The following is a 16431-nucleotide window of genomic DNA, read 5'->3' as shown; positions in this document are numbered from 1 at the left end:
CCGTTGTTACTCGTGAGTAATATGACCGCATGCCCAGAGCCTCCCGGGAGGTCGTCTACGTTGACGGCGTCCGTACCCCATTCGGCAAGGCCGGGTCGATGTACGCCGAGACGCGTGCCGACGACCTGGTGATCAACTGCATTCGCGAGCTGGTCCGCCGCCATCCAGAACTGCCGCCGGAACGGATCGACGAGGTCGCGATCGCGGCCACCACGCAGATCGGCGATCAAGGTCTGACCATCGGGCGCAGCGCGGCGTTGCTGGCCGGCCTGCCCCGTACGGTCCCGGGCTTCGCGATCGACCGGATGTGTGCCGGCGCGATGACCGCGGTCACCACCACGGCCTCCGGAATCGCCTTCGGTGCTTACGATGTGGCCATCGCCGGCGGCGTTGAGCATATGGGCCGGCACCCGATGGGCGAAGGCATCGACCCGAATCCGCGGATCGTGGCGGAGAAGCTGGTCGACGAGTCGGCGCTGGTGATGGGATCCACCGCGGAGAACGTTCATGATCGTTATCCCGAGATCACCAAACAGCGGGCCGACGCGTACGCGGTGCTCAGCCAGCAGCGCGTCGCCAACGCCTACCAGCACGGGATCATCCAGGAGGCGCTGGTGCCCACCGCAACCCGCAGCGCCGAGTTGGGCTGGGGCCTGGCGACCAAGGACGAGCCGCCCCGGCCGGACACCTCGATGGAAGCCCTGGCCGGACTGCGGACCCCGTTCCGTCCGCACGGCCGGGTCACCGCCGGCAACGCTGCCGGACTGAACGACGGCGCCACCGCATCCCTGCTCGCCGCCGAGGACACCGCCGCCGAACTGGGCCTGCCGGCCGCGATGCGGTTGGTCAGTTACGCCTTCGCCGGCGTCGATCCCGAGGTGATGGGCGTCGGCCCGATCCCGGCCACCGAGAAGGCGCTGCAGCGCGCCGATCTGTCCTTCGATGATCTTGGTGCGATCGAGATCAACGAGGCGTTCGCGGTCCAGGTGCTCGCCTTCTGTGATCATTTCAAGGTCGACGACGACGACCCCAAGCTCAACCCGTACGGCGGTGCGATCGCGCTCGGCCATCCGCTGGCCAGCTCCGGTGTCCGGCTGATGATCCAACTGGCCCGGACGTTCCGCGACAATCCCAAGGTCCGCTACGGCCTGACCACGATGTGCGTCGGGCTCGGCATGGGCGGCTCGGTGATCTGGGAGAACCCCTTCTACAACAGCGATTCCGGCCAGGCCGGCACGGGCGAGGGAGCCGCGCGATGAGCAAGGACCTGACGACCATCATCTCCGAAGCGGCCGCGCTGACCGACGACGAGGTGATCACCAAGGCACTCAGCCGCGATGTTGATCTTCCGCACGGCGCCGGCACCGCGGTGTTGATCACGCTGGACAACGGTCATGATCACACCCGGCCGAACACGCTCGGTCCACGCAGCCTGCGCGAGCTGAACAACGCCATCGACGCCGCGCTGGCTCGTGACGACATCGCCGCGATCTGTATCACCGGCAAGCCGTTCATCCTGGCCGCCGGCGCGGATCTGACCGGGGTGGCCAAGCTGACCGACGCCGATCAGGCCGAGGCGATCACCCGGATCGGTCACGAGGTCTACGCGAAGCTGACCACCGCGTCGGTGCCGACCTTCACGTTCTACAACGGGCTCGCGCTGGGCGGCGGGCTGGAGATCGGCTTGCACTGCACGTACCGGACCGTGTCGTCGTCGGCGGCGGGGCTGGCGCTGCCGGAGTGTTTCCTCGGCATGGTGCCGGCCTGGGGCGGCGCCTACCTGCTGCCGAACCTGATCGGTGCCGACAACGCGGTCACGGTGATCATCGAGAACCCGTTGAACAACAACCGGATGCTGAAGGGTCCGCAGGCCCACCAGCTCGGCATCGCCGACGCGATCTTCGACGGCGCGGACTTCCTGGAGCGGTCGCTGGACTGGGCCGGTCAGGTGATCAGCGGCAAGATCACCGTCGAGCGGCCCGAGGTCGATCGCGGCGCCGCGTGGGACGAGGCGGTCGCCCGGGGTCGTGAGATCGCCGACGCCAAGGTCTCGGGGGCCGCACCGGCCCCGTACAAGGCTCTGGAGTTGATCACCGCCGCCAAGCATCAAGATCGACTCGCCGCCTTCGAGCGGGAGAACCAGGCGATGCGGAGCTTGCTGCTGTCGGACGAACTCCGCTCTGGCCTGTACGCCTTCGACCTGGTGCAGAAGCGGGCGCGTAAGCCCGCCGGAGCGCCCGAGTCGTGGCTGGCTCGTCCGGTGACCAAGATCGGCGTGGTCGGTGCCGGGTTGATGGCCGGTCAGCTGGCGCTGCTGTTCCTGCGCCGGCTGCAGCTGCCGGTGGTGATCAGCGACGTCGATCAGGAGCGGGTCGACCGTGGGATTGCCTACGTACACAGCGAAATCGACAAGCTGCGGTCCAAGGGACGGATCAACGACGACACCGTCAACCGGTTCAAGGCGTTGATCACCGGCACCACCGACTACGCGGACTACGCCGACTGCGAGTTCGTGATCGAGGCCGTCTTCGAAGAGTTGGCGGTGAAGAAGCAGGTCTTCGGCGAGTTGGAGAAGTACGTCAGCGCCGAAACGATCTTGGCCACCAACACGTCGTCGCTGTCGGTGACCGAGATGGCCGCCGAGCTTGATCATCCGCAGCGGGTGCTCGGCTTCCACTTCTTCAATCCGGTCGCGGTGCTGCCGCTGCTGGAGGTCGCCCGCGGTGAGCGAACCGACGACGAGACGGTGGCGACCGCGCTGGCGGTGGCCAAGAAGCTGAAGAAGAACGCGGTGATCGTCTCCGATGCGCCGGCGTTCGTGGTGAACCGGCTGCTGACCCGGCTGATGGGCGAGGTGATCGCCGCGATCGACGAGGGCACGCCGATCGAGGTGGCCGACAACGCGTTGCGTCCGCTCGGGCTGCCGATGACGCCGATGGTGCTGACGCAGTTGGTCGGCCCGGCCATCGCCCTGCACGTCGCCGAGACGCTGAACGCCAAGCTGGGCGACCGATTCGGTGTCTCGCCGAACCTGCGTGCGTGGGTGGAGTCGGGCCGGCGCGGGCTCTACGACTGGGACGAGAACGGCCAGCCGTACGTGCCGGGCGAGGTGAAGGAGATGTTCACCGTCGGCGACAACGCGAGCACGCCGGAGCAGATCCTCGAGCGAGCAACCTCCGCGCTGGCAGAGGAGATCGGCCTGATGCTGCAGGAGAAGGTGGTCGCGGCGCCGATGGACATCGACCTCTGCCTGATCCTCGGAGCCGGCTGGCCCTTCCACGACGGCGGCATCACCCCGTACCTGGATCGCACCGGCATCTCGGAAAAGGTCCTCGGCCAGCGCTTCCTCCCCCGCGGCATCGCGAGCGTCGCCCAACCATCCTGATCCCAAGGGTCCTGAGCCTGTCGAAGGACCGAGACGCCCCCAAGGCTCCTGAGACGGTCGAAGGACCGGGAACGCAACCCCGTCGGTAACTCGTTCACGCCCCTTCGACAGGCTCAGAGCGCCGCTGAGAGGGATCGGCACCGACAGCGTTCGAGGTCAGGCGTCGCGCTGCTGTTTGACCAGGACGTCCTCGGCGGTCAGGGGCTGGGAGCGTCCGAGCAGTTGTTCGAGTGCGGCCCGGGCGATCTCCTGGCCGGAGAGCCCCAAGTCGGCCAGCAGTTCGGCGCGGCCGCCGTGCTCGAGGAACTTCTGCGGGATGCCGAAGTTGCGGATCGGCGTCGGCCGGCCGGAGTTGTTCAACTCCTGGGCCAATCGCGAGCCGCAGCCGCCGACCACGCCGTTGTCCTCGATCGTGATCACCAACTGATGCCGGGCAGCAAGATCAACAAGCGCCGGATTGACCGGCAGTGCCCAGACCGGATCGATCACACTGACCGCGACTCCTTGATCGGCCAGCCGTCGTCCGACGGCGAGCGCGGTCGGGACCATCGCTCCGTACCCGACGACGAGCACGTCCTCGGCCGCTTGCTCGGTGCGGTGCGGCTCGTGGAGATCGACACGGTAGAGGTCGGAGCGTGGACCGGACCGATACAGCAGGTCCAGGCCGTCGATCACGTCGACCGGGTCGATGTCGGCCGGCACCGATTCCTTGGAGTAGCGAAGCACGGTCGGCGCATCGTCGACGGTGATCGCCCGGGCCAGCGCCCGGCGCAACCGCGTCGCGTCGCGGGGTGCGGCCAATTGAAGGCCGGGCACCAGCTGCAACATCGACAGATCCCACATGCCGTTGTGACTGGCCCCGTCGTTCCCGGTGACGCCGGCCCGATCCAGCACGAACGTGACGCCGAGCCGATGCATCGCCACGTCCATCAGCACCTGGTCGAAGGCGCGGTTCAGGAAGGTCGCGTACACGCCGAAGACCGGGTGCAGACCGCCCATCGCCAGACCGGCAGCGGAGGTGACCGCGTGCTGCTCGGCGATGCCGACGTCGAACGTTCGATCGGGGAAGACCTCGGCGAAGCGGTGCAGTCCGGTCGGATACAGCATCGCAGCCGTGATGGCGACCAACCGATCGTCTCTGCGGCCCAGCCGGACGAGTTCCTCGCCGAACACGTCGGTCCAGCTGCGGCCCTTGGGTCCGGCCAGCGGTGCGCCGGTGATCTCGTCGATCTTGCCGACCGTGTGGAACTGATCCTCGACGTTGTTCTCCGCCGCCGGGAATCCCTTGCCCTTCTGGGTGATCACGTGCACCAGCACCGGACCGCCGAAGTGCTTGGCCTGCTGCAGCGCCCGTTCGACGGCCTGCTCGTCGTGGCCGTCGATCGGTCCGACGTACTTCATCCCGAGGTCGGCGAACATGCCCTGCGGAGCCAGCACATCCTTCAGGCCGGTCTTCACACCGTGCAACAACTCGTACGCGGCACTGCCGACCAGCGGCGTACGGGTCACCCCGCGACGAACCAGATCCAGCACCTGCTCATAGCGCGGATCGGTCCGCAGCGTCGTCAGGTGATTGGCGATCGCCCCCACCGTCGGCGTGTAGGAGCGACCGTTGTCGTTGACCACGATCACCACCGGCAGGTCCTTGGCCGCGGCGATGTTGTTCAACGCCTCCCAGGCCATCCCGCCGGTCAGGGCGCCGTCGCCGATCACCGCAGCAACGGTGTGTTTCTCCCCCCGCAGCCGGAACGCCTTCGCCAGGCCGTCGGCGTAGGACAACGAGGCGGATGCGTGCTGATTCTCCACCCAGTCGTGTTCGGACTCGGCCCGGCTCGGGTAGCCGGAGAGCCCACCGCGTTGTTTCAGCGTCGGGAAGAGGTTGCGCCGCCCGGTGAGGATCTTGTGCACGTAGCTCTGGTGCCCGGTGTCGAAGATGATCGGGTCGCGCGGCGAGTCGAACACGCGATGCAGGGCGATGGTGAGTTCGACCACGCCGAGGTTGGGCCCGAGGTGCCCACCCGTCTGGCTGACGTTATGGATCAGGAAAGACCGGATCTCGTCGCTGAGCTGGTCCAGCTGTTCGGCGGAGAGGCCACGCAGATCGCACGGCGCATTGATCGTCTCCAGCAAGGACATGGGCCTGATTCTACGTGTCGGGGTGTCCCGGCATGGCGAGGATCAGAGGGCACGTCGATACTGCGGCGGCACCGTGACCTCCACACCCAACTCGCGGGCGGCGTGCAGCGGCCAGTACGGATCGCGCAGCAGTTCGCGGCCCAGCAGGACGACGTCCGCGTCGCCGTCGGCGATCAGCTTCTCGGCCTGTACGGGTTCGGTGATCAGTCCGACCGCCCCGACGGCGACACCGGCGTCCGCCTTGATCCGGCGGGCGAACGGCACCTGATAACCGGCCTCGACCGGGATCGACACCGCGGCGACGTTGCCGCCGCTGGAGACGTCGATCAGGTCGACGCCGCGCTGCTTGAGCTCGATCGACAGCGCGACGCTGTCCTTGATCGTCCAGCCGTGCTCGTCGGTTCGGCCCGCCTCGACCAGCCAATCGGTGGCCGACACCCGGAACAGGATCGGCAACTCCTCGGGCCAGACCGAACGGACCGCCTCGGTGACCTCGAGGGCGAGGCGGATCCGGTTGGCGAAGCTGCCGCCGTACCGGTCGGTACGACGGTTGCTGATCGGCGACAGGAACTGATGGATCAAGTAGCCGTGCGCACCATGCACCTCGGCGACCTGGAAGCCGGCCGCCAGCGCTCGGGTCGCCGCCTGCCGGAACTCCTCGACGATGGCGGCGATCTCCTCGACGCTGAGTTCGTGCGGCACCAGATGCCGGTTGTCGAACGGGACCGCGCTCGGTCCGACCGGCAACCAGCCGCCGGCGTCCGGCAGGACCGGGGCGCCACCGACCCAGGGCCGATCGGTCGATGCCTTCCGGCCGGCGTGCGCCAGCTGGACACCCGGGATCGCGCCCTGACCCGCGATGAACGCGGTGATCGGCGCGAACGCCTCTACCTGGCGGTCGTTCCACAGGCCGAGGTCGTACGGACTGATCCTGCCTTCGGCGCTGACCGCCGTGGCCTCGGTGACGATCATGCCGGCGCCACCGGTTGCCCGTGCCGCGAGGTGGGCGAAATGCCAGTCGTTCGGCGCTCCGACCTCCGTCCCGGTCGACGCCGCGCTGTACTGACACATCGCCGCCATCCAGACCCTGTTGCGCACGGTCAACTCACGCAGTGCGTACGGCTCGAACATCAGGCTCACGGGCGGGCTCTCCTTCGGCTGGGCGTCCCTTGGTCGACTGGGCGTCCCCACCGCCAACCCGCACAGTCGGCAACCTATTCCGCACGGCGCGCACCCACTCGCCCCAGCGGCCTATTCGAGCTTGGGCACGAAGCGCTCACCCGAGAGCGCCCTGCGCAGCAACCCCACCTCCCTCTCGACGCGCGCCAGCCGAGCCAGCTCGGACTGCCACGCATCAACGGCCGCGGCAATCACCTCCGGTCCGACCTGGTCTTCGAGCTCGGTTCTGACCAGCCCGACTGCATCGGCGGCGGCCCGCCGCTCACCGCTGACACAGTGCTGGGCGAAACCCGCCAGCACGACGGGATACCGGGTGAGGACGGCGTACCGGCGGAAGTCCGGGGCGCAGCAGTCGATCAGGTACCGTCCGGCTCGCGATTGCCAGTCGACCGCTCCCGGCGGCCCGACGCCGGCCGGCCAGCCGGCCGGCAGATATCCGCTCATCTCACACCGCCTCGAATAGGTCTTTTGTTCGATTCTAGGCCCGGAGTTCGAGCGAACGCAAGGACCTTGCTGCACGGAAACCGATCGGCGTGCTTCACCGGATGTGTGCCGGGTAACGAAACGTGGCGCAACCAAAACCCGGCGGCGCTGAGGCTTGTCCTCAACCCTGGTTGAGGTTGCACGATGGGACGACGAACGCGAACGACGCATCGGAAGGATGACTACATGGCTGCCTATGAGCTTCCTGATCTGCCCTACGACTACGGCGCACTGGAGCCGCACATCTCGGGCAAGATCATGGAACTGCACCACGACAAGCACCACGCCACCTACGTCAAGGGCATCAACACCGCCCTGGACCAACTGGCCGAAGCCCGGGAGAAGAACCAACTCGGCACCGTCGCCGGCCTGGAAAAGGCGCTCGCCTTCAACCTCGGCGGCCACGTCAACCACTCCGTCTTCTGGCCCAACCTGTCCCCCGACGGCGGCGACAAACCCACCGGCGAACTCGCCGCGGCCATCGACGAATACTTCGGCACCTTCGACGCCTTCCGCGCCCACTTCGAAGCCACCGCCACCAGCATCATGGGATCGGGCTGGGCCATCCTGGCCTACGACACCCTGGGCCGCCGCCTCAACATCGTCCAGCTCTACGACCAACAAGGCAACCTGCCCCTGGCCCAGATCCCGATCGTGCTGCTGGACATGTGGGAACACGCCTTCTACCTGCAATACCAAAACGTCAAACCCGACTACGTCAAAGCCTGGTGGAACGTCGTCAACTGGGCCGACGCCCAAGACCGCTTCACCCGCGCCACCAGCCAGACCCAGGGCCTCATCGTCCCCTGACCATTGGCGCGCGCTCGAGTCCTCGGCCCGGACACAGCCGCGCGCAAAAACGTCAGCCGCACCCGAAATTTCGGGTGCGGCTGACGTTTTCGAGTGCGGCTGACGGTGGGCCGGGCGATCTTGCGCACCAGTAGCATCGCGACGGTGAGCAACGACGTCATCTGTCAGATCATCGCCGGCGATCTCGACGCCGAGATTGTGCACCGGGACGAGCAGTTGATCGCGTTCCTTGATCATCGCCCGGTCTTCAAGGGGCACGTCCTGGTTGCACCCGTCCAGCACATCGACAGTCTGCTCACCCTGCCGGACGATCTGATGCGGCCGTTGATCGCGCTGGGCCAGCAGATCACCCGGGCGCTGATGGACGCGCTCGGCGCCAAGGGCAGCTTCACGGCGATCAACACGATCGTCAGCCAATCCATCCCACATCTGCACCTGCACGTCGTCCCCCGTACCAAGGGCGACGGTCTTCGCGGGTTCTTCTGGCCGCGCACCCGGTACGCGGCCGGCGAGGCCGCCGCGTACGCGGACCGGATCCGGACGGCGCTCCTCCACGCCGGCGCCCCCGACAGCCATCCGTAGCGAACCCTGCCGCTCCCGACCGGCGACGCAGTCCGAGGCACGACGGCAAATCGGCTCGGACGCTTGACGTACGTCCCGTTCCGCGCGAGGGTACTCATGTCGCAATTTGCAACCCTCTTTCAATATCGACGGCAGATAGTTCCGGCGCAGCGATCGGCCGGCAATCACGGCACCCGGACGGAGGCACGCCATGTCGACTGCCGACAGCGCAGCCGCCGCGGTCAGACAGGCGAATGCGCGCGACTGCCTGCTGCAACTCCGGGATGCATCCGGCCCGCTGACCGTCGGAGAACTCGCCGAACGCACCGGCCTGTCCCGGCCGACCGTCGACGCAGTTCTGGCCGACCTCGTTGATCGCGGTCCGGTGTACGGCTGCGCGCCCACCGACCTGAACCTCCCGGGTCGGCCCGCACGGCGGTTCGCCTTCAACGCTCGTTTCGCACTGGTCGCCGGCGTCGACGTCGGTGCACGGGGAGTCCACTGTACGTTGTCCGATGCCGGTGGCGCGCTGATCACCAGCAGCGACGCCGCCGTTCCCGCGGGTGCCGACCGGACGCAGATCGTCGTGGACCTGGTCCAGCGGGCTCTCCGGGACGCGGACCGGTACCAAGATCATCAGCGTCGTGCCGGGACCGACCATGATCATCTAGTCCATGATCAACTTCCGATGAGCAACGGCGAGCCGGCCCGGCTGGCCGCCGTGGGGATATCGGTGCCCGCGATCCTCGATCACGACGATCAAGTCGTGCAGAGCCTCAACGTCGGAGAATGGATCGGATTCGATCTGCGCCAGGAACTGTCGAACCGGCTCGGATGTACCGTCTCGATCGAGAACGATGTCAAGCTGGCCGCGTACGCCGAACATCGTCTCGGTTCCGGCGCGGACAATTCGATCTTCGTCCAAATCGGCAACCGGATCTCCGTTGCGGTGATCATTGACGGCAAGATCCTTCAAGGCAGCCATCGTCTGGCCGGAGAACTCGGCAGTCAGCGATCGATGCGCTGGACGCGAACCTCCCGGGACGGACAGCTGGTCTGGTCCGACGGCACCCAGGCCGTCGGCGTATTCCGCCGGGCCGCGGACGGCGATGACCAAGCACAACAGGAGATCGACGCGTTCTGCCGGGAGATCGCGCCACGGCTGGCCGCACTGCTGCTGACGATCGATCCGGAGTCGGTCGTGATCGGTGGCGGTCTCTCCCGGGCGGGCGAGACCCTGCTCGACCCCCTGCGTCGTCACGTGGGTGACCTCCTGATGACGCCCGACAGCCCGGCGTTCGTCGCGGCCGCGCTGACCACCGACGGTTCCTTGACCGGCGCGCTGGGCCACGCGTTCGAACATGGCTCCTCCGAGATCTTCGGCATCCCCGGCGTACCCGCGCCCTGGTGCCGATGGCGAAACAACGCCCAATCCACCAACGAAGCAGAGAAAAGGACATGACGGACAAGATCAGCTTCGGATTCAGTTCCTACAGTTTCTACCAGTTGCTCGGCAGCGGCGAGATGTCGCTGACCGACGTGATCGACTGGGTTGCCGACAGTGAGGGCGAACACCTCGAGTTGGCGCTGGTCGGTGGCCCCGACGGTCCGATGCCGAGCATCGAGTCCGATCCGCGCGAGATCGACGGCATCCGAGAGCACGCCGACAAAAAGGGCGTGACCCTGTCGAACATGGCGATCGGTGCCAACTTCTTCACCGACGACCCGGCTTCGCTCGAGGCCGAGATCAAGCGAGTGAAGGCCAATGTTGATCTTGCCGAGCAGTTCGGTATCAAACTGATGCGTCACGACGTGGTCGCGCACGCCGGGCTGGAAGGCGACGACACCCCGCTGTTCGAGCGGGCCTTGCCGGGAATCGTCAACGCAGCCAAGGAAATCGCACAGTACGCCGCCGGCAAGGGCATCACCACCAGCCTGGAGAATCACGGATTCTTCATTCAGGCAGCCGATCGCGTACGCCGGATCGTTCATGCCGTCGACGAGCCCAACTTCAAGACCACCCTGGACGTCGGCAACTTCGTCTGTGTCGACGAGGACCCGACCGCGTCGGTGCCGCAGAATCTGCCGTACGCGATGATCGTGCATTTCAAGGACTTCTACATCCGGCCGGCCGACCAGAACCCCGGCGACGGCTGGTTCCGCAGCCGCGGCGGAAAGTATCTGCGCGGAGCCATCGTCGGCAACGGTGATCTTGATCTTCGTTCGGTGGCGAAGTCGATCAAGGAATCGGACTACAGCGGGTACGCCTCGATCGAGTTCGAGGGCTGGGAGGACTGCCTGCTCGGCTGTGCCCGGGGAATCGCCAACGCCAAGCGGCTGATCGCCGAAGCCTGAGAGGGAAACCATGTCGAAGTTCAAGGTGGGCGTGATCGGTACCGGCAGCATCGCCCAGCTGCACCTTGCTGCGTACGCCGCCAATTCCGATGTTGATCTTGTCGCGGTCAGCGACATCAACTTCGAGCGAGCCCAGCAGGTCGCTACTCAGTACGGCGCTCCGCGGGCCTACGGCGATCCGCAGGAGCTGCTCGCCGACGAGGGTGTGGATGGCGTCAGCATCTGCACCTGGAACAACAGCCACGCGTCCTGGGCGATCGCCGCCGTCGAGGCCGGAAAGCACGTCCTGGTTGAGAAACCGATCAGCCGGACCTACGCCGAGGCGCTGGAGCTGCAGCGCGTGGTCGAAGATCATGATCGGGTCGTGCAGGTAGGCTTCGTACGCCGGCACTCCCCCAACTGTCAGGTGCTGAAGACGTTCATCGACTCCGGTGATCTTGGTGAGATCTACTACGCCAAGGCAAGCTCGATCCGTCGGATGGGCAATCCCGGCGGCTGGTTCGCCGACAAGGACATCGCCGGCGGCGGCCCGCTGCTGGACATCGGCGTGCACGTGATCGATCTGTGCTGGTATCTGATGGGTTCACCGCGGGCCACCGCGGTCAGCGGCAACAGCTACCAGCGGATCGGCAACCGCGCCAACATCACCAACGCGCCCCGCTACAAGGTGTCCGACTACGACCCGACCAAGAACAGCGTGGAGGATCTGGTCAACGCAGTGGTTCGGTTCGAGAACGGCGCCTCGTTGCTGGTCGACGTCTCGTACTCGCTGCATGCTGTTCGGGACTCGTTGGACGTCGCGGTCTACGGCGACAAGGGCGGTGCCGAGTTGGAACCGGCACTGCAGATCGCCACCGAGCAGCACGACACCGTGATCAACGTGACGCCGCAGATCTCCTCGCCGACGTTCGAACTGCAGCCCGGGTTCGCAGCAGAGATCGCCAACTTCGTCGACGCCTCACTCGGACGCGCCGAGAGCGTCGCCCCGGCCTGGCACGGTGTCGAGATCATGAAGATCCTCGACGGCATCTACACCTCCGCCGACTCCGGCAAGGAAGTAACGCTGGTCTGACGATCAGCCGGCCGGGCGGACGGTGATCACGTACGCCGCCGGTCCGGTCGGTTGGGTCGCACGTGCGATCGGTTGCGCTGCCGGTCCGGTCGGTTGGCCGCAGGTGCGATCAGATGGACTCCGGTTTCGGCCGACAGCCCCTCGGCACGGCTACGTTGCTCAACCACGATGGGCATCCGGACCACCCTCGCCCTCGGCAGCCGAATGGGAATGTGAGCTCGGAAGGTGGGCTCGGAACCTCTATCTGGACCGGAGAATCCAACCTGGGCTGGAAATTCCGGGCTCGGACCTGGGCCTGGATCGGAGAATCCGGCACAGGTTTCCAAGCCGCGCCGCTCGGTGACACCGGTTGGGTGAGATTCGCACCAATGTCGGTACGAATCTCGCACAACGAAACGGCGCTTGCCCAGGCTGGCGCAGCGCCATGTGACATCCGCGCCTGGCCCGAGCACGCGCGCTCGTGGTGCGGCAGTGGTCGAAACGAATGTCAGCCGCGGCCGAGCGCTCGGTGTGCGCGGCATCACGCCGCGAGGTGGACGTCGTCCTTGTGCTCGGGCTTGTGGTCGCGTACGACATGCTCCGGAAGCGGGATGTTCATCACCGTCGGGACGATGGCGAGCACGGCGACGATCAGAATGCCGAGTAGCGCCAGGACGGTGATCAGGATCTGCGTGATGTGCATGTTCCCAGCGTCCTGCGGCGTCAATCGGCAACCATCAGGCCGCGGGCCGGGTTCGCCGGCGGTGCGATACCTCTGTGGACAGCCGCGCTGCGACCGGAGTCGTACCCAAGTCTCGCCGGGCCGGGCCGGGCCGGGTCGGGACGGGCCCAGTTGATGCCGGACCGCCGCACCGGGACCGACGGGCACAGCAGCAGCCGCGCGCAAGAACTACCCCCGCAGCCGATGTTCCGCGCGCGGCGGTGGATTTCGGGTGCGGGAGTGCGAGGCCACCGGGCTCCAGGACGTCCCGGCGGCGTACCCGAGTTGCACGGCCCGGCCTGGGGACCGCGCTCCGGAGCCGGAGTCGTCTGGATTCGATTCGCGTAGTGGCGGATCGAAGCACAGCGTGATCAGCTGACGGAGGTCCCGGATCATCGAGGTCGGATCGATGATCGCGGCGGGCCCGTCGGCCGGCGACTGATCGTCGCGCCGCAGCCAGACGGCTCGCCAACCGGCGAGTTCGGCGGCGGCGACGTCCTTGGCGTACGAGTCGCCGACCATGATCAACTGCGCGGGATCGGCGCCGACCTCGGCGGCTGCGTACTCGTAGATTCTGCTGTCCGGCTTGGCAAAACCGACCTGCTCGGCGACGAACTCCACCTCGAAGAAGTGCTCCAGCCCCAGTGCGTCCAACTTGGAGTTGCCGTTGGTGATCACGCCCAGCCGAACCTTACCGGACAGGGCTTCCAGGGTGGGCAGGACGTCAGGAAACAACACCGGATCGGCGAACCGGAACCCGAGATAGTGATCGGTGACCTCGTCGATCTCCTGCTCACCGGCGCTCACCTCACGCAGCACGGTCGCGAACATTTCTCGCCGGACAGCGACCAACGGCACCGGGGCATCGCCGTAACCGTCGGCCAGGTGATCACGGATCCGCTCCAGCTCATCGGGACGGTAGCGCCCCGACAGCTGCGGCCAGCTCAGCTCGATCTCGCGGATCGATCGGCCCAACGCCCGACGCATCATCGTGGTGAAGTCGCACAACGTCTGGTCGACGTCGAAGAAGACCCAGCTAGGATTCGCCGCCACGCTAGGTTTCATGATTAATTCTTCTGTCCTCCGATCGGACGGGAAGAGTCACCTCTCCGCTCGACGACTTCAGGGAACTTCACCGATCGAGGGATACAGCGGGTGTGCGCCCTTCGACAAGCTCAGCGGCCTTCGTGCCGGTCCATGGATCGGTGCGGGTTGGTAGGGCCCTTCGCCAAACTCAGGGGCCTTCGTGGCCGTGCATGGATCGGCGCGAGGGTGGTATTCCTTTCGACAAGCTCGGGGAGCTTGCGTGGAGGACGGATCGTGGGGGGGTTCATGATCATTTCGCGGGGTCCTGCCAGTGGCCGGTGGTCAGGAAGTGTTCCATGCGCTGTTGGTGCGGGGCAAGATCAAATCCTTGGTCGGCCACCCAGGTGTCGTCGTAATAGCTCGCTGCGTAGCGTTCTCCGCCGTCGCAGATCAGCGTCACCACGCTGCCCCGCTCGCCGTTCTTGATCATCCGGGCGATCAGTTGGAAGGCACCGTAAAGATTCGTGCCGGTCGATCCGCCGGCCCAGTGTCGGGTTCGCGTCCGCAGCAGCCGGATCGCTGCCAGCGATCCGGCATCGGGGATCTGCAGCATCTCGTCGATCACCCCCGGTACGAAGGACGGTTCGACGCGCGGCCGTCCGATCCCCTCGATCCGAGACGGCAGCCCGGTGGTGTAGTCGGGCGAGCCGGTCTTCCAACCACCGTAGAACGCCGAGTTCTCCGGATCCACCACGGCGATCTTGGTCGGATGCCGGCGGTAGCGGACGTACCGGCCGAAGGTCGCGCTGGTGCCACCGGTGCCGGCGCCGACCACGATCCAGGTCGGCACCGGAAAGCGTTCCGCGCTGAGCTGGCTGAAGACGGACTCGGCGATGTTGTTGTTGCCGCGCCAGTCGGTGGCCCGCTCGGCATCACTGAATTGATCAAGGTAGTGACCGTCGCAGTCGGCGGCCAGCCGTGCCGCCTCGTCGTACATCTGAGACGCCTGATCGACGAAGTGACATCGGCCGCCGTAGAACTCGATCATGGCGATCTTCTCTTCGCTGGTCTTCCGCGGCACCACAGCGGTGAACGACAACCCCAGCATCCGGGCGAAGTATGCCTCCGACACGGCGGTCGACCCGCTGGACGCCTCGACCAGCCCGGTGTCCGGACCGATCCGGCCGTTGACCAACCCGTACAAGATCAACGACCGCGCCAGCCGGTGCTTCAGCGAACCGGTCGGATGCACCGATTCGTCCTTCAGGTAAAGGTCGATGCCCCACTCGGCGGGCAGCGGAAACACGTGCAGGTGGGTGTCCGCACTGCGATTCGCGTCCGCCTCCAACTGGCGTACGGCATCACGGACCCATCCGGCATCATGACTGATCACGTCAGCGACTCTAGACGAGCGACGTCAGCCGAAGGATGTCGTACGCAGGTCAAGCGGTCCCCCGCGCCGTAGCATCGGCGCTCGCCAGGAAGTGTGTGTCCCTGGTCTCCTTGCCGAAGAAGATCATGATCGCGATCACGATCGCCACCGTTCCGGCCACGATGGCCATCGCCAACCCGTAGTTGCCGCCGGTGGCCTGGGCGATGCTGGCCTGCAGGGTCGCGTTCGGCGAGGCGATCACATTGCCTACCTGGTAGACGAATCCCGGCAGGATGGCGCGGGTGCCCTCCGGCATCAGCTCGTTCAGATAGGCCGGGATGACGCCCCAGGCGCCCTGCACCATGAACTGGATGAGGAACGCACCGACGCCCAGCGCCCAGACGCCGGTGGCGAACGCCCACAGCGGGATGCACGGCAACGCCAGCAGCGCGAAGATCATGATGATCTTCTTCCGGCCGTAGCGCTGGGACAGCGTGCCGGCGACGATGCCGCCGATGATCGCGGCGATGTTGTAGCAGATGGCGATGATGCTGACGGTGCCCGGCGTGAAGCCGTGCTGTTCCTTCAGGAAGGTCGGATACATGTCCTGGGTGCCGTGGCTGAAGTAGTTGAACGCAGCCATCAGGATGATCGCGTAGATCATCGTCGGCCAGTGCTTGCGTACCGCCGGCCAGAACATGGCCTGCTTCGGCTGATCCTTGCCTCCCCGGGCGGCCAGCCAGACCGGCGATTCCTTGACTCGGAAGCCGATGAAGACGGCCAGCAGGATCGGAACCACACCGATGGCGAACATGCCGCGCCAACCGATGTGTACGAACAGCAGCCCGTAGATGATCGAGGCGATCAGATAGCCGAGCGGATAGCCGGCCTGGAACAGTCCCGAGACCCGGCCCCGAGAATGCTGCGGAATCGTCTCCATGGTCAGCGCCGACGCGACGCCCCAGATGCCGCCCATGGCCACGCCGTAGATCACCCGCAGGGTGATGAACGTGGTCAGGTTCGGCGCCAGCGCGGTGAGCAACTCGATCACCGCGAAGATCACGATGTTGGCCATCAGCACCGGCTTGCGGCCGATCCGTTCGGCGATCGCCCCGAAGATCAACGCACCGACCGGCCGCAACGCCAGTGTCAGCGTGATCGCCAGTGAGGCTGTCACCACGGTGGTGTGAAATGCGGTCGCGACCGAGGTCAGGACGAAGACCAGGATGAAGTAGTCGAACGCGTCCAGCGTCCAGCTCGCGACGCCCGCGAAGAGCGTGCTGCGTTGGGCGGATGTCCAACGCTGGTTGGTGTTCTCAGCTGATTCCGATGTCATCTCCAGTACGCCTCTA

Annotated in this window: 14 protein-coding genes; 7 read left to right on the top strand and 7 right to left on the bottom strand. The window is 66.3% G+C overall.

All coding sequences use genetic code 11. The features are described 5' to 3' along the window. Positions 1 to 29 precede the first annotated feature (29 nt). Both FOE78_RS12590 and FOE78_RS12585 read left to right on the top strand, forming a co-directional pair. On the top strand, positions 30 to 1259 hold the full coding sequence (locus FOE78_RS12590) for a thiolase family protein (RefSeq protein WP_143986601.1): 1230 nt from the start codon (positions 30 to 32) through the stop codon (positions 1257 to 1259). Then, positions 1256 to 3385, top strand: coding sequence for a 3-hydroxyacyl-CoA dehydrogenase NAD-binding domain-containing protein (locus FOE78_RS12585; RefSeq protein ID WP_143986600.1), 2130 nt, complete (start codon positions 1256 to 1258; stop codon positions 3383 to 3385). The genes FOE78_RS12590 and FOE78_RS12585 overlap by 4 nt, the downstream gene beginning before the upstream one ends. A gap of 156 nt (positions 3386 to 3541) precedes the next feature. Here FOE78_RS12585 and dxs read toward each other — a convergent pair whose 3' ends face one another. The 3 genes from dxs to FOE78_RS12570 form a co-directional block, all read right to left on the bottom strand. Beyond that, complete coding sequence (dxs, locus tag FOE78_RS12580; RefSeq protein WP_143986599.1) at positions 3542 to 5521, bottom strand: 1-deoxy-D-xylulose-5-phosphate synthase; 1980 nt, start codon at positions 5519 to 5521, stop codon at positions 3542 to 3544. Between the two features lie 42 nt (positions 5522 to 5563). Then, positions 5564 to 6652: an NADH:flavin oxidoreductase/NADH oxidase gene (locus FOE78_RS12575; RefSeq protein ID WP_210415012.1), complete on the bottom strand. Its 1089-nt coding sequence runs from the start codon at positions 6650 to 6652 to the stop codon at positions 5564 to 5566. A 120-nt stretch (positions 6653 to 6772) separates the two neighbouring features. Further along, positions 6773 to 7144: a hypothetical protein gene (locus tag FOE78_RS12570; RefSeq protein ID WP_143986597.1), complete on the bottom strand. Its 372-nt coding sequence runs from the start codon at positions 7142 to 7144 to the stop codon at positions 6773 to 6775. 225 nt (positions 7145 to 7369) lie between these two features. On the opposite strand from FOE78_RS12570, the gene FOE78_RS12565 reads away from it, so the two are divergent. The 5 genes from FOE78_RS12565 (at position 7370) to FOE78_RS12545 (ending at position 11981) form a co-directional block, all read left to right on the top strand. Next, the gene (locus FOE78_RS12565; RefSeq protein ID WP_143985539.1) at positions 7370 to 7993 is read left to right on the top strand and encodes a superoxide dismutase; all 624 of its coding nucleotides are present in this window, start codon (positions 7370 to 7372) and stop codon (positions 7991 to 7993) included. Between the two features lie 144 nt (positions 7994 to 8137). Further along, positions 8138 to 8575: an HIT family protein gene (locus tag FOE78_RS12560; protein ID WP_143986596.1), complete on the top strand. Its 438-nt coding sequence runs from the start codon at positions 8138 to 8140 to the stop codon at positions 8573 to 8575. 190 nt (positions 8576 to 8765) lie between these two features. Further along, positions 8766 to 10016, top strand: coding sequence for an ROK family transcriptional regulator (locus FOE78_RS12555; protein ID WP_143986595.1), 1251 nt, complete (start codon positions 8766 to 8768; stop codon positions 10014 to 10016). Continuing rightward, entirely contained in the window at positions 10013 to 10909 is an 897-nt protein-coding gene (locus FOE78_RS12550; RefSeq protein WP_143986594.1) for a sugar phosphate isomerase/epimerase family protein, read from the top strand. The genes FOE78_RS12555 and FOE78_RS12550 overlap by 4 nt, the downstream gene beginning before the upstream one ends. Positions 10910 to 10919: 10 nt before the next feature. Continuing rightward, positions 10920 to 11981 (top strand): Gfo/Idh/MocA family protein, encoded by a 1062-nt coding sequence (locus tag FOE78_RS12545; protein WP_143986593.1) that lies wholly within the window; start codon positions 10920 to 10922, stop codon positions 11979 to 11981. 520 nt (positions 11982 to 12501) lie between these two features. Here the strand turns inward: FOE78_RS12545 and FOE78_RS23615 are convergent. The 4 genes from FOE78_RS23615 to FOE78_RS12530 form a co-directional block, all read right to left on the bottom strand. Further along, positions 12502 to 12663 carry a hypothetical protein gene (locus tag FOE78_RS23615; RefSeq protein ID WP_168207503.1) on the bottom strand — a complete coding sequence of 54 codons (162 nt, stop codon included), beginning with the start codon at positions 12661 to 12663 and terminating at the stop codon, positions 12502 to 12504. 207 nt (positions 12664 to 12870) lie between these two features. Continuing rightward, positions 12871 to 13734 (bottom strand): HAD family hydrolase, encoded by an 864-nt coding sequence (locus FOE78_RS12540; RefSeq protein ID WP_210414561.1) that lies wholly within the window; start codon positions 13732 to 13734, stop codon positions 12871 to 12873. Positions 13735 to 14017: 283 nt separating this feature from the next. Beyond that, positions 14018 to 15100, bottom strand: coding sequence for an L-cysteine desulfhydrase Cds1 (cds1, locus tag FOE78_RS12535; protein ID WP_143986591.1), 1083 nt, complete (start codon positions 15098 to 15100; stop codon positions 14018 to 14020). 49 nt (positions 15101 to 15149) lie between these two features. Beyond that, a complete protein-coding gene (locus tag FOE78_RS12530) occupies positions 15150 to 16415 on the bottom strand; it encodes an MFS transporter (RefSeq protein WP_143986590.1) in 1266 nt (421 codons plus the stop codon). Positions 16416 to 16431 lie beyond the last annotated feature (16 nt).

Origin of the sequence: Microlunatus elymi (assembly GCF_007362775.1) — a bacterium.
In the GTDB taxonomy this organism is placed as follows: Bacteria; Actinomycetota; Actinomycetes; order Propionibacteriales; family Propionibacteriaceae; genus Microlunatus; species Microlunatus elymi.
This window is presented reverse-complemented; position numbering and strand designations above follow the sequence as displayed.